The organism is Massilia sp. NBRC 108631 (assembly GCF_059704565.1).
In genome coordinates this window covers 34,086-47,497 of sequence record NZ_BAAKJE010000244.1, presented here as the reverse complement: position 1 = coordinate 47,497, position 13,412 = coordinate 34,086, and the positions used below count along the sequence as shown (strand labels likewise).

The window sequence follows — 13,412 nt, the reverse complement described above, 5'->3', positions numbered from 1 at the left end:
GGTTTTTGTTTTTTAGACGACTGCCCCATGACAGCCACGCGCCTGACTTCCCTTGACGCCTTTCGCGGCTTCACCATCGCCAGCATGCTGCTGGTGAACAATCCCGGCGACTGGAGCCATCTGTACTCGCAGCTGGCGCACGCGCACTGGAACGGCTGGACCTTCACCGACTGGATCTTCCCTTTCTTCCTGTTCATCGGCGGCATCTCGATGGCGTTTTCGCTAGGGCGCGCGGCGGATGCCGGCGCGGACAAGGGCGCCTTGCTGCGCAAGCTGTTCAAGCGCGCGTTGCTGATTTTCCTGATCGGCTTCCTGCTCAACTACATCCCGCGCTTCGACCTGTCCAGTGTGCGCATCCCCGGCGTGCTGCAGCGCATTGCGCTGTGCACCGTGCTGGCGGCGCCGCTGGTGGTGTATTTCAACTGGCGCCAGGTCACCTGGTGGATTGCCGGCCTGCTGGCGTGCTACAGCGCGGTGATGCTGCTGGTGCCGGTGCCGGATGTGAACGGCGTGGTGGGCGCCGGCGTGCTGGAACCTGGCCGTGACTTCGGCGCCTGGCTGGACCGCCAGTTCCTCAGCGGCCATATGTGGGCGCAATCGAAGACGTGGGACCCGGAAGGCCTGTTCACCACCATTCCGGCGCTGTGCAGCCAGTTGATCGGCGTGCTGGCCGGGCGCTGGCTGATGGCGCAGCGCGCGCGGCCCGAACAAACCGTGTGGATGATGCTGGCCGGCCTGGCGCTGCTGCTTGCCGGCGCCATGCTGGACGTGGTGCTAATGCCGATCAACAAGAGCTTGTGGAGCACGTCCTACTGCCTGTTCATCAGCGGCTGGGCGCTGCTGATGTTCTCGGTCTTCTACTGGCTGCTGGACGCCAATCCGTCGCCATGGCTGCGCGCCAAGGCGCAAGGCGGGGCGAAGTTCTTCATCATCTACGGCATGAACGCGCTGTTCATTTTCGCCTTCTCCGGCCTGGTGGCCAAGATGCTGGGCTTCATCAGGTTCGCGCAGGAGGACGGCACGCAGCGCCCGCTCGGCGCCATGCTGTACGCGCCCATCAAGGCGCTGCCCCTGCAGCCGGAGGCCGCCTCGCTGCTGCACGCGCTGTTGTTCAACGCCGCCATGTTTGCGGTGGCCTGGTTCATGTGGCGCCGGCGCTGGTACGTTAAGGTGTAATGCGGGACGAACGGCGAGTGCTACCTGGACTCCAGATAAAGGGGCTCGGGCGCCATGTCGATGCCATTCCGCCATACGACCGTTCCGCCTTCGATACAGGCTTTGGCGGACCGTTGCGGGTCACGCAGCGGTCGCTACACCGGGTGGCCGGCACGGTGAAGCAGGCCAGGGCCGACGCTTAGCCTTTGCCCTTGGTTTCCCTTGCAGGCGCGTGGTTGACGAGGTCGGACGGCGTCATGCCGAACCAGCGCTTGCAGGCGCGGTAGAACGCGCTGGGCTCCGAGAAGCCGAGCTGGAAGCTGAGCACCTTCAGTGACAGCTCGCCGGCAGCCAGCGACTGGCGTGCCAGTTCGCGCCGCGTGTCGTCCACCAGCGCGGTGAAGCTGGTGCCTTCCTCCGCCAGCCGCCGCTGCAAGGTGCGTTCGCTCATCATCATGTGCGCGGCCATGTCTTCGCGCTGCGGCGGGCCTTTCGGCAGCATGGCCGCCACCATCGCTTGCACGCGCGCGCCGATGGTCGGCGGCTGCGCCTGCGCCAGGCTGGCCAGCACTCCGCTGCCGCCCCGGTAGCCGGGCAGCGCGGACACCAGGTCGGCGTCGGCAAATTCCATCACGTTGTGGGGACGGTTGAAATGGACCGGGCAGCCGAAAGTCTGCGCGTACATGTCCGCGTTGGCCGGTTCCGGGAAGGCGTACTCCACTTGCACCGGCCTGGCCTCGTCATTGCCGGCCGCGCTGCGCAGGCTGCGCAGCAGCACGCACCAGACGAAGTCATAGCGCTGTTGCGGCACCACGCGCTGCGCGCCGGGCAGCACCAGTCCCACGCGCGTGTGGCCGTGGCAGCGCTCGATGCTGCTTTGCACGGTGGGCGAGACCAGCATGATGTGACCCATCACGCCCAGCCAGCCGAGGCGGTGCGGCGTCGATATCTTCAGGCCGATCAGCGGGTCCCGCGAGTGCTCAACCAGCAGCGACCAGAGATGGCTCAGTTTATCGGACAGCGCGAGCGCGTCGCACGCGAGGCCGTCGCCTTCGTCCAGGCCGGCCTGCTGGAACAGCGCTTCGGCTTGCACGCCCGAATGCGCCAGGCGCGACTTGACGCCGCGCACCAGGTGCAGGGCGGACGAGTAGCCCGTGCCGGGTCCCAAGAGTGCTTCGTTCATGTCCCATGTCTCCATTGCGAACGACCGTGCTTATTTTTGACGGTTCGCGCTGCGTCTTTTTTGTAAATTATTAACGCATGAAATTTACCGGCGCCAGCAGCAAAAAATTAGACGCGGGACTCTATCGCGCAGGACGCGGTTTCGTGCTAAGGGGGGGGGCAGGATAGGAAGCAGGGCAGGGGCGGCGGGCGCCGCCCCTTGGGGAGATTACTTACCGCCTTCGTTGGCGTGTTCGCCCAGGATCTGCTTGGCGTAGCGGATGCCGATGCCATAGGCCGAGTGAGCCTTGAAGATGTCCATGCAGCCGTCGTAGGTCTCGCCGCGCGCCCAGTCGCGCTGCAGTTCGCACATCCACTGCAGCGAGTTGGTCGGCGTGGCGCCGGCCTGGATCATGCGCTGGATGGCGCGGTCGTGCGCCTCCATGGTGGTGTCGCCGCAGGCGTCGGTCGGCACGAAGATCTCGTAGCCTTCAGCCAGCATCTGCAGGGTCGGGAAGGTCACGCACACTTCGGTCCACAGGCCGGCGATGATCACGCGCTTGCGGCCGGTGGCCTTGATGGCGTCCTTGAAGTTCTGGTCCTCCCACGAGTTCATCGAGGTGCGGTCGATCGGCTTCTGGTCCGGGAACACGGACTGGATTTCCGGGATCAGGTGGCCGCTGAAGGTTTCCGACGCGATGGTGGTCAGGATGGTCGGCACGCCGAACAGCTTGGCGGTCTTGGCCAGGATTTGCGCGTTGTGCAGGATGGCGGTGCGCTCGTGAGACATGGTGCCGAACAGCATTTGCGGCTGGTGGTCGATCAGGGCCAGCACGCAGTCTTGCGGGTTGAGCAGGGTGTTGTAGGACATGGTTCTCTCCGTGAAAAGTAGGGGTGGCAAAGCACGTTCGCACTTTGCCAGCTTTGCCTGATTTGCACGTCTGCTATAAGGACTGCCCCTGCTCTTGCTTACGGGAGAGCGTTACTCCTTGCCGATAAATTCGCTGGCATATACCAGCGCGGCGATCAGCGGGAACGCGAGCCCGGTCAGCAGCACGCCGTGCCAGCCGTGGTGGGCGTACATCCACGCGCCCAGCGAGGAGCCGATGGCGCCGCCGCAGAAGAAGATCGCCATGTACAAGCCGTTCAGCCGGCTGCGCACGTCTTCGCCCAGCGCGAAGATGGCGCGCTGGCCGGTGACCAGGCTGGCCGACACGCCGGCGTCGAGCACGATGGAGGCGGCCACCAGCAAACCCAGGTCGAACATGCGCCCGCCCTGCAGCAGCAGCGGCGTGCCGAAGGCCAGCAGCGCGGCGGCCAGCGCCATGCCGGTGGTGGCGCGGCTCTTGCCTTGGTCGGCGCGCCGGCCGGCATACGGCGAGGCGATGGCGCCGGCCACGCCGGCCAGCGCGAAGATGGCGATGCCGGTTTGCGACAGGCCGAAATACGGCGCCGCCAGCACCAGCGGCACCGTGGTCCAGAACAGGCTGAAGGCGCCGAACATGCAGGCCTGGTAGGCGGCGCGGCGGCGCAGCACGGGTGTGCTCTTCAGCAACTGCCACAGCGAGGCCAGCAGTGCGCCGTAAGGCATGGTCGATACCGGCTGGCGCTTGGGCAACTTACGGTGCAGCAGCAAGGCCAGCAGCGCCGTGCCGATAGCCGACAGCACGAAGATGGCGTGCCAGTTGAGCGCGTCGGTGACCAGGCTGGACACCGGGCGCGCCAGCATGATGCCCATCAGCAGGCCCGACACCACTTTGCCGACGATCTGCCCGCGCATGTGGGGCGGCGCCAGGTGGGCGGCGAACGGCACCACCACCTGGGCCGCTACCGAGCCCAGGCCGATGCACAGCGCGGCGGCCAGGAACAGGCCGGCGTTGCTGGTGCTGGCGGCCACCAGCAGCGCGGCCGAGGTGGCCGCCAGGCAGGTGACGATGAGGCGGCGGTTTTCCTGCAGGTCGCCCAGCGGGACGATGAAAATCATGCCCAGGCAATAGCCGATCTGTGTCAGCGTGACGATCAGCCCCGCAGCGCCGGGCGACAGGCCGGTGGCCAGGCTGATGGGGCCGACCAGCGGCTGCGCGTAATACAGATTGGCGACGATAAGGCCGGTGGCGGTCGCCAGCAGCAGTACCATGCCGGAGGAAATCCCCGGCACGGCGATGGTTGGATTGGTGGTCAACGGAACTCCTGGATGCAGAACTACGAGTGCCAGGCCCTGCTTGGAAAATGGCGGGCTTAGCCGGACAAACATTGTAGTGGGGAATCCAGATCCCTGCTGGCGGCGGCCGGATATGACGGGTATATCCGGCCGGGCATGGCGGCGCCGCTACAGCGTGCGCAGGAAGGCGGTGAGGTCGGCTTTTTCTTTTTCGCTGAGCCTGGTTTCCAGGATCAGGTTGAAAAATTCCACCGTGTCTTCCAAGGTCAGCAGGCGGCCGTCGTGCAGATAGGGCGGGGATTCCTTGATGCCGCGCAGGGGAAAGGTCTTGATGGGGCCGTCTGACGCGGCCATCATGCCGTTGACGATGCGCGGCTTGTAGAAGCGTTCGGTTTTCAGGTTGTGCATCAGGTTGTCGGTGTAGTAGGGCGCGGCGTGGCAGGTGGAACATTGGGCCTTGCCGAAGAACAGTGCCTGGCCGCGCAGCTCGCTGTCATTGGCCTTGTTCGGGTCGAGCTTGCCGTTGATGCCCAGCTTGGGCGCGGGCGGGAAGTCCAGCAGCGCCTGGAACTCGGCCATGAAATGCACCTGGCTGCCGCGCTCGAGCGGGTTGATGCCTTTCTTGGTGGCGATCACCGGATCGCCGTCGAAGTAGGCGGCGCGCTGCTCGAACTCGGTGAAGTCCTCCACCGTCTTGAGCGCGCGCTGCGAGCCGAACAGGCGCTGGATGTTCAAGCCGCGCAAGGTTGGCGTGTCGATGCGGTGGCGGAAGATCTGCGGGCGGATGTCGCCCACCAGGTGCGTGGCGCCGTTGCTGTGGCCGTTGGCATGGCAGTCCAGGCAGGCCACGCCGCGGCTGGGACGCTCGGCGCGGCGGTCTTCGGTCTGGTTGAACTGCTGCTGCGGGAAGGGCGTGAGCAGCAGGCGCAGGCCTTCGAGCTGCTTGGGATTGAGCAGGCCATTGAACATGCCGTGAAAGTTGTCGATGGTGAGCAGCTTGCCGCCGGACACGTCGCCCAGGTCGGGCCGCGTGGTGAGGAAGATCGGCGCGGGGAACTCGGGCAGGAAGTGGTCGGGCAAGTCGAAGTCGAGGTCGAAGCGGGTCAGGTCGCGCTGCTCCTGGCGCTTCAGTTCGTCGATCTGGAATTGCGGGAACAGCATGCCGCCCTCGGCGTGATTGGGATGCGGCAGCGGCAGGAAGCCGGCCGGGAACAGGTCGCGCGCGCGGATGTCGTCGGCGCCCAGGTCGGCCAGGCGCTGCCAGCTCATGCCCGCTGGCAGCTTGACGCGCACCCCACCTTGCACAGGCTTGCCCCGGAACATGGTGGCGCCGCTGGGACGGTTGGCCAGGTCATAGCGCTGGGCCAGCAGCTCGCGCTGGCGCTGCATCAGGGCGGCGCGCGCGGCGCGCATGCGCGCCAGCGTTGCGCCGAAGTCTTCGGTGATGTCCACCTTCATGTAGCTGGTGGGACGCTCCGGCGGCGCAGGCGGATGGGACTGGACGGGCTGCGCGGCGAAAACGGCGGCCGCAATGGCAGCGGCGGCGGCAAGCGTGGCGATGCGGATGGCAAAGGCGGCGACGGCGCTGCCCGTGGCGGTCGGGGTTTTCATTGCACTCTCCTGCTGCGTGGCCGGGCAAGCTGCCCTGTTCCAGTTAAGCAGGCAGGAGAGGTATGGCTATGCTTAAGGCGTGCGCATTTGCGCTGGCTCAAGCCGCTCGCGGAGACCGGCCGTGATCTGGTAGGAATGCAGGCGCTTGCTGTGCTCGAAGATCTGCGAGGTGATCATCAGTTCGTCCGGCTGGGTGCTGTCGATAAAGCCTTGCAGCTGTTTTTTCACCGTCTGCGGCGAGCCGATCGCCGAGCAGGACAGCACCGAATCGAGCATGGCGTTTTCCTGCGGGCCCAGGCTCTGGCGGTAGTTGGCCAGCGGCGGCGGCAACTGCGACGGCCGGCCGGTGCGCAGGTTGACGAAGGCCTGCTGCATCGAGGTGGCCAGCAGTTGCGCTTCTTCGTCGGTGTCGGCCGCGAACACATTGAAGCCCAGCATCACATACGGCTTGTCCAGCTGCGCCGACGGCTTGAAGTTGGCACGGTACAGCGCCACCGCCTGCATCATCTGCGCCGGCGCGAAATGCGAGGCGAACGCATAGGGCAGGCCCAGGTGCGCGGCCAGCTGCGCACCGAACAGGCTGGAGCCGAGTATCCACAGCGGCACCTTGGCGCCTTTGCCGGGCACCGCCAGCACTTGCTGGCGCGGCGCGTCGGACAGGTAGTCCTGCAGCTCCAGCACGTCCTGCGGGAACTCGTCCGCGTCGGATGCCAGGCTGCGGCGCAGGGCGCGCGCGGTGGTCTGGTCCGAACCGGGTGCGCGGCCCAGGCCGAGGTCGATGCGGCCCGGGTGCAGCGCTTCCAGCGTGCCGAACTGCTCGGCGATCACCAGCGGCGAGTGGTTCGGCAGCATGATGCCGCCCGCACCGACCCGGATGGTCTTGGTGCCGGCCGCCACGTGCGCCATCACCACCGACGTGGCGGCACTGGCGATGCCCGGCATGCCGTGGTGTTCCGCCAGCCAGTAGCGCTGGTAGCCCCAGCGTTCACCGTGCTGGGCCAGATCGAGCGTGTTGCGCAGCGAGGCGGCGGCATCGCTGCCAAGCGCGATGGGGGAGAGGTCGAGTATGGAAAATGGCGTCATGGCTGTGATATGGCGGCGGCAAGCCGGGTTTCAATGAAGGCCCTGACGCGCTCATGGCCTTTCCGTTACACTTGTTTGGCTTTTTTGAAATTTTGTCCAGAACACTAACACTAACCCAAGAGACGAGACGTGAAGCTGAAAAAAATTGCATTGATAACCATGCTGGCGCAGGCCGTGCTCTACCCGGGCGCCCAGGCCGCCGCGCTGAGCGAGGCGGCCACCGCCACCGCCCGTTACGCAGTTGAAACCTATCCGCAACAGATGACCGCCGCGCTGGCCGCCATGGTCAGCTACAACACCGTGGCGGATCCGGCTTACACGGCCGACAAGAACCCGCAGCACATCGCCTTCAAGCAGATGCTGAAAGAGGAGGCCGCGCGCCTGGGCCTGGACTACAAAGACCATGGCTACGTCGTGGTAATCGGCCTGGGGGAGAGTGCTGACCGGGTCGGCATCATCACGCACGGCGACGTGCAGCCGGTGAATCCGGCCAAGTGGGCCAAGTCACCCTTCGAGCTGGACAGCACCAGCGAGCCGGGCCGCCTGATCGCGCGCGGCTCGGAAGACGACAAGGGTCCGATCGCCACTGCCATGTATGCGATGAAGGCCATCCAGGACCAGAAGGTGGCATTGAAAAAGCGCCTGGAACTGTACGTGTACATGGCCGAGGAATCGGACTGGGCGCCGCTCGAGGCTTTCCTGAAAGACCACACGCCGCCTCAGATGAACATCACGCTGGACGCCGAGTATCCGGTGGTGACGGCCGAGAAAGGCTGGGGCGCGGTGAAAGTGACCATGCCCGCCCAGCCTGTCCCGGCCGCGGCGGACAGCAAAGGCCCGCTGCTGAGCGAGTTTGCGGGCGGCTTCTTCGGCAGCCAGATTCCGGAAGACGCCAGCGCCGTGATCGCCAACGCGACGCCGGCGCTGGAAAAACGGATACGCGCGCGCGCCGCCGCGCAGAAGGGCATGCGCTACCAGTACGCCTGGCAGGGGCGCGCGCTGAAAATCACCGCGCTCGGGCTGTCGGCGCACTCGTCCAAGCCGGAAGACGGCGTCAACGCCATCAGCATGCTGGCCGACGCACTCAAGGTGCAGCCATGGAAAGCCACCGCCGCCGCCGGCATGGTGACCATGCTCAACGACCTGGTCGGCACCGGCATCCACGGCGAGCGCTTCGGCAAGGTGGCCTACCGCGACGACTTCATGGGACCGATGACGGTGGCGCCCACCGTGCTCAAGCAAAAGGATGGCGGTATCGAGCTGAACATCAATATCCGCCGCCCGAAAGGCAAGCCCGGCCCCCAGCTGCAAGCGGAGTTCCAGCAGGCCTTCGACCAGTGGAAGCGCACCCATGCGCCGCAGGCCGCCATCGCCATGCAGATCGGCGAGCCGTGGGTGCAGGCGGATGCGCCGCAGTTGCCGGTGCTGCTGGACGTGTTCTCGCACTACACCGGCATCCAGAACGCCAAGCCGATCTCGATCGGCGGCGGCACCAACTCGCGCCTGTTCCCGAAAGCCGTGGCCTTCGGTCCGGCCATGCCGGGCACGGCCTATACCGGCCACTCCGAGCATGAGTTCATTACCACCAAACAGTTGCTGTTGAACCTGCAGATGTACACCGCTGTGCTGGTCGAACTGGCACGTTGATGCAAGCTTGATATCGGCGCGGCGCACTTTTGTTGGTGCGCCGCGTTTTTTTTGCTCAGTCCGCCCCATTGTGTATTCCCACGCGGAAAAATAAGCCTTACTATCAATCGCAACAAGGCCTACTTTCACGCCGCTTCTTAGCTAAATCTCATCCTTTTCACTCACCATTTGGGATGCCGGATCGTCAACGATCCCGGCAGGGGACTCTGCATGCCACGTATATCATTGTCAGTTTGTGCATTGCTGTTTGCTGTTTGCCAGCTTGTTTGCCAGCCAGCCGTTAGCGCCGAGATGGAAATGAGCGCGCACGCGCAGCCGGCCGGCGCCATTGCCGCTGCCATGGAAGCGGCGGCGCCGCGCCGCGGCGCGCTGTTCAAGGTGCAGCACGACGGCCGCACCAGCTATCTGTTCGGCACGGTACACGCAGGCAAGCAGGCCTTCTTCCCGCTGGAACCGCAAGTGACGCGTGCGCTGGCCGATTCGAATGCGCTGGTGCTGGAACTGGACGTGCGTGCCAGCGAACCGTTCCAGGAGGCCCTGGCCGCGCACGGCCGCTATCCGAAGGGCGATTCCATCCGCAATCACCTGTCGCGTGAAACGCTGGCCCTGCTGCAGCAGGCGCTGGCCCGTGCCGGCATGTCGCTGGACAACCTGGAACAATACCGGCCGTGGCTGTTGGCGAACCTGCTGATCGGCGCCGAGATGGAACGGCACGGCTATATGCGTAGCCAGGGCGTGGAGCAGTTCCTGCTCAAGGAAGCCGCGCAGCACAGCAAGCCGCTGCGCGAACTGGAAAGTGCGGATTATCAATTGGGCCTGTTCGCCTCCATGAATGACGCGCAGCAGGAAACCTATCTGCGTGAGAACCTGGCTGAACTGGCCAGCGGCGTTGCGCTGAAAAAGACCGCCAGCCTGATCGATGCCTGGAGCAAGGCGGATGCGCCAGGCATGAACGAGGCCTTGCAATCCATGATACGCGGCGACAGCGTGTCCGCCGCCTTCATGGACCGTACGCTGCTGGGCAAGCGCAATCCCGAGATGGCGGCCTCGATCGAAAACATCATGAAGGCCGACCAGACGGCGTTCGTCGGTGTCGGCTTGCTGCACCTGCTGGGCGCGCAGGGCGTGCCCGAACTGCTGCGCCAGCGCGGCTACCAAGTGGAACAGATTTACTGATCCACTTACTGCGAGTCGCGCGAGATCATGCCGTTGGCATAGCGCACGCGGTCACCGCTCTTGTAGCTGGGCATGCTTTCTGCCAGCACGGTCTGGGTGGTGCCGTCGTCCATGCGCACGGTAACGCGGTAGATCTTGTCGCTGGGGGAGCCCATGCTGCCGCCGGCCGCCGCCGCACCGGCGGACAGTCCCATTGACGCGGCATCCTGCCGCGTGATCTGGTCTATGGTCTGGACCACGCCGCTGCCTGGAGTGCCGGCCTGCGCCATGCTGGCGGCGCTGCGCGCGTCGGGCGACGCCGTGGCAGGAGCCGCCTGGCCCACAGTGCTGGCGGTACTCCCGGTACCGGCGTCCATGCTGCTGGTGCTGCTGCCCCTGCTGGCTGTGCTGCCGCCATTGTCCATCGAGGTGCTGCGGTCCGAGGCGCAGCCGGCCAGCGCAAGCAGTGCGCAGGGCAGTAAAGTGTTTTTTATCTTCATGATGATCTCCGTTATGCGAGCATCCGCTCGAATAGTTTGGAGTTCCGATGATGCCATTCGTTTCCCCTGAAGCGTGCACCCTTGACGCATATCAAACGATTACCTGAAATGCTTGGCCATAATTGCGTGTCAGAAATCTATAGGGGGGGCTATGTTCCAGCGCAGGACCGACAAGGTAATTGAAGATTTGATCGCAGCTACCTGCGGGCTGCAGCCGGGGATGCGCCAGCGCCATGCGTATGCGCAGGCGCTGCTGGGACTGGTGCGCCTGGCGAAAGCCGAGCAGTTGCTGGAAATGCGGCTGGACGCGGAGCGGGCCAGCGGCAGCCTGGCCTGCGCCAGCCGCAAGCGGCAGACCCGCGCCATTCTGCGCAAGATAGGAATGGATGTGCGGCACCGCCAGCGCGAGCTGGAGTTCGGCCAGCACGGCCCGGAAGGCAAGAGCAGTCCGGGCTAGGCCGCCACCTTGTTGCGGTTCCACAGCAGCCACATGATGCTGGCCGTGACGAGGGCGGCGGCGGTGTCCACCGCCCAGTCCGCAACCGCGCCGTGACGGTAGGGCAGCAAGCTCTGTACCAGCTCATCGAGCGCGCCCATCGCCATGATGGTCAGCACCGATTTGATGGCGCGCCGCGCCGCGCTGCCGGTGCCGCCGGTAAACAGCAAAAAAGTCAGGCCGGCATAGGCGCAGGAATGCAGCACCACGCCGGGCGCGACCGAGCCGATGTCGCTGCGGGCGCCGGGAATGGAGCCGAGCACCAGTATCATCAGGTAGAGGACCAGTGCGGCGCGGTAGCGCAAGTTGGCGTGGGCGGATGTGAGGACGACTTGCTGAAGTAGGGAAAGCATGGTGCAAGGATAACATGCGGCAAAAAAAATGCCCGCTGGTTAAAGCGGGCCGTAAAACCCATATCCGGGTCAAGAGAGCAGAGAATTCGGGTGGTGCGCACTGGGCGCACCGTTCTGTTGCCACGCATATCGGTTGCATGTGCAGCAGATGAAACAAGTTTATACGCCCCATATGACGCCAGCGTGACATTTCTCAAGAGGGCGCAAACAAATTCCGGGCAAAAAAAAGCCCGCTGGTGAAAGCGGGCTTAAAACTATTATCTTGGAGGAGAATAGTGGAGACAGGTGCAATTATGCTGCGGCACAGCATATATGTCTAATTTTCGTTTTAGATATCAGGCATAAGTTTTTTATATAACTGTCCCGCTTATTCCTTGACCGGTACCGTGTAGTTCAGGGCCAGGCGGCCGCCGTCGACGAACAGCGTCTGGCCCGTCATGTAGGTGGCGTCGTCGCTGGCCAGGAAGGCGGCGATGGAAGCGACTTCCTCGGGTTCGCCGCAGCGGCCCATCGGCGTGCGCGACAGGATGGTGTGGCGCGCCTCCGGGCTGCCCAGTACGGCTTTCTTGGCCAGCTCGGTGAGGATGGTGCCGGGGCCGATGCCGTTTACGCGGATGCCGTGCTGGGCCAGGTTCAGCGCCATCACCTTGGTCAACTGGTTGATACCGCCCTTGGACACCACGTACGGCACCTGGTCCGGTATCGCCAGTTCGGAGTTGACGCTGGACATATTGATGATGCAGCCGCTGTGCTGCCTGACCATCTGGCGCGCCACGGCCTGGCTGCACAGGAACATGGATTTGAGGTTGATGCGCATCACCCGGTCGAAATCGTCCTCGGTCAGGTCGAGGAAGTCGGCCTTGTGGGTCACGCCGGCATTGTTGATCAGGATGTCGATGCGGCCGAACACGGCCATGGTTTCGGCCACCAGCGCATCGACGTCGGCTTTCTGGCTCACGTCGGCAGTGTAGAAACGGGCTTGGTCGCCCAGCGCCTCGGCCGCTTGCGCGCCTTCCGGCTTGATGTCCACCAGCATCACTTTGGCGCCCTCGGCGATCAGCCGCTGGGCGCAGGCGAGACCGATGCCTTGTGTGGCGCCGGTGACAATGGCTACTTTTTGGGATAGTTTCATGGTGTGGTTCCTGGGGTTGATCGATGGGGCGAATTTTACTTCACGCTATAATGCCGGGTTTGCATTTCAATCGGAGGGGTGGTCGTGAATTTCATTAACAAGCTCAATGCCGCATGGACGGCCAACGACTCCCTGCTGTGCGTCGGCCTCGATCCAGACATGGGCAAGCTGCCGGCCCAGTTCCAGCAAGACCCGAACGGCATCTTCAACTTCTGCAAAGAGATCATCGACGCGACGGCCGACCTGGCCTGCTCGTTCAAGCCGCAGATCGCCTATTTCGCCGCGCTGAGCGCCGAGCGCCAGTTGGAAGCCATCTGTGCCTACGCGCGCCAGCACTACCCGCACATCCCGCTGATCCTCGATTCCAAGCGCGGCGACATCGGCGCCACCGCGCGCCAGTATGCGCGCGAAGCCTACGACCGCTACGGTGCGGACGCGGTGACGGTCAGCCCCTACATGGGGTCGGATTCGGTGGAGCCGTACATGGAATGGGCCGACCGCGGCGTCATCGTCCTGTGCCGCACCTCGAACGCGGGCGGTTCGGACCTGCAGTTCTTGAACGTGGACGGCAAACCGCTGTACCAGCACGTGGCGCGCCTGGTGGCGGAGAAGTGGAACGCCAACGGCCAGTGCGCGCTGGTGGTGGGCGCCACCTTCCCAGAGGAGCTGGCGCAGGTGCGCGCCATCATCGGCGACATGCCGCTGCTGGTGCCGGGCGTTGGCGCGCAGGGCGGCGACGTGGCCGCGACCGTGACGGCCGGCCGCACCGCGAACGGCACCGGCATGATGATCAATTCCTCGCGCGCCATCCTGTACGCCGCGCAGCAGCCCGGCGAGGACTTCGCCATGGCCGCGCGCCGCGTGGCGCAGGAAACCCGCGACGCGATCAACGCCCACCGCGCGGGCTGAGCACCGGCGGCTTACGGCGCCAGCCGCCTGGCCCGCCGGCGCCGCCAGC

The 13,412-nt window shown here is 64.9% G+C and carries 13 protein-coding genes; 5 read left to right on the top strand and 8 right to left on the bottom strand.

Annotated elements, in window-relative coordinates:
* The first annotated feature begins 27 nt into the window (after positions 1–27).
* Positions 28–1,176 carry an acyltransferase family protein gene (locus tag AC6H42_RS26080; RefSeq protein WP_057153558.1) on the top strand — a complete coding sequence of 383 codons (1,149 nt, stop codon included), beginning with the start codon at positions 28–30 and terminating at the stop codon, positions 1,174–1,176.
* A 178-nt stretch (positions 1,177–1,354) separates the two neighbouring features.
* Here the strand turns inward: AC6H42_RS26080 and AC6H42_RS26075 are convergent, their stop codons facing one another.
* From AC6H42_RS26075 to AC6H42_RS26055, 5 genes are all read right to left on the bottom strand, one after another.
* Positions 1,355–2,338 (bottom strand): AraC family transcriptional regulator, encoded by a 984-nt coding sequence (locus AC6H42_RS26075; protein WP_057153559.1) that lies wholly within the window; start codon positions 2,336–2,338, stop codon positions 1,355–1,357.
* 207 nt (positions 2,339–2,545) lie between these two features.
* Positions 2,546–3,187: a hydrolase gene (locus tag AC6H42_RS26070; RefSeq protein WP_057153560.1), complete on the bottom strand. Its 642-nt coding sequence runs from the start codon at positions 3,185–3,187 to the stop codon at positions 2,546–2,548.
* Between the two features lie 111 nt (positions 3,188–3,298).
* On the bottom strand, positions 3,299–4,453 hold the full coding sequence (locus AC6H42_RS26065) for an MFS transporter (protein ID WP_497549307.1): 1,155 nt from the start codon (positions 4,451–4,453) through the stop codon (positions 3,299–3,301).
* A 192-nt stretch (positions 4,454–4,645) separates the two neighbouring features.
* Entirely contained in the window at positions 4,646–6,088 is a 1,443-nt protein-coding gene (locus AC6H42_RS26060; RefSeq protein ID WP_497549295.1) for a hypothetical protein, read from the bottom strand.
* A 72-nt stretch (positions 6,089–6,160) separates the two neighbouring features.
* The gene (locus AC6H42_RS26055) at positions 6,161–7,171 is read right to left on the bottom strand and encodes an LLM class flavin-dependent oxidoreductase (protein WP_057153561.1); all 1,011 of its coding nucleotides are present in this window, start codon (positions 7,169–7,171) and stop codon (positions 6,161–6,163) included.
* A 129-nt stretch (positions 7,172–7,300) separates the two neighbouring features.
* Between AC6H42_RS26055 and AC6H42_RS26050 the strand changes: the two genes are divergently transcribed.
* A complete protein-coding gene (locus AC6H42_RS26050; protein WP_497549294.1) occupies positions 7,301–8,818 on the top strand; it encodes a dipeptidase in 1,518 nt (505 codons plus the stop codon).
* A 297-nt stretch (positions 8,819–9,115) separates the two neighbouring features.
* Positions 9,116–9,994 (top strand): TraB/GumN family protein, encoded by an 879-nt coding sequence (locus tag AC6H42_RS26045; protein ID WP_229418059.1) that lies wholly within the window; start codon positions 9,116–9,118, stop codon positions 9,992–9,994.
* A 5-nt stretch (positions 9,995–9,999) separates the two neighbouring features.
* Here the strand turns inward: AC6H42_RS26045 and AC6H42_RS26040 are convergent, their stop codons facing one another.
* Positions 10,000–10,473 carry a hypothetical protein gene (locus AC6H42_RS26040; RefSeq protein WP_497549293.1) on the bottom strand — a complete coding sequence of 158 codons (474 nt, stop codon included), beginning with the start codon at positions 10,471–10,473 and terminating at the stop codon, positions 10,000–10,002.
* A gap of 151 nt (positions 10,474–10,624) precedes the next feature.
* Between AC6H42_RS26040 and AC6H42_RS26035 the strand changes: the two genes are divergently transcribed.
* Positions 10,625–10,930, top strand: a complete 306-nt coding sequence (locus AC6H42_RS26035) for a hypothetical protein (protein ID WP_057153564.1) — start codon at positions 10,625–10,627, stop codon at positions 10,928–10,930.
* Here AC6H42_RS26035 and AC6H42_RS26030 read toward each other — a convergent pair.
* Together AC6H42_RS26030 and AC6H42_RS26025 are read right to left on the bottom strand one after the other, a co-directional pair.
* A complete protein-coding gene (locus AC6H42_RS26030; RefSeq protein WP_057153565.1) occupies positions 10,927–11,322 on the bottom strand; it encodes a VanZ family protein in 396 nt (131 codons plus the stop codon). The genes AC6H42_RS26035 and AC6H42_RS26030 overlap by 4 nt on opposite strands.
* Before the next feature lie 367 nt (positions 11,323–11,689).
* Entirely contained in the window at positions 11,690–12,454 is a 765-nt protein-coding gene (locus AC6H42_RS26025) for an SDR family NAD(P)-dependent oxidoreductase (protein WP_057153566.1), read from the bottom strand.
* Positions 12,455–12,538: 84 nt separating this feature from the next.
* Here AC6H42_RS26025 and pyrF point away from each other — a divergent pair, with 84 nt between their 5' ends.
* The gene (gene pyrF / locus AC6H42_RS26020; protein ID WP_057153742.1) at positions 12,539–13,363 is read left to right on the top strand and encodes an orotidine-5'-phosphate decarboxylase; all 825 of its coding nucleotides are present in this window, start codon (positions 12,539–12,541) and stop codon (positions 13,361–13,363) included.
* The last annotated feature ends 49 nt before the right edge of the window (positions 13,364–13,412 follow it).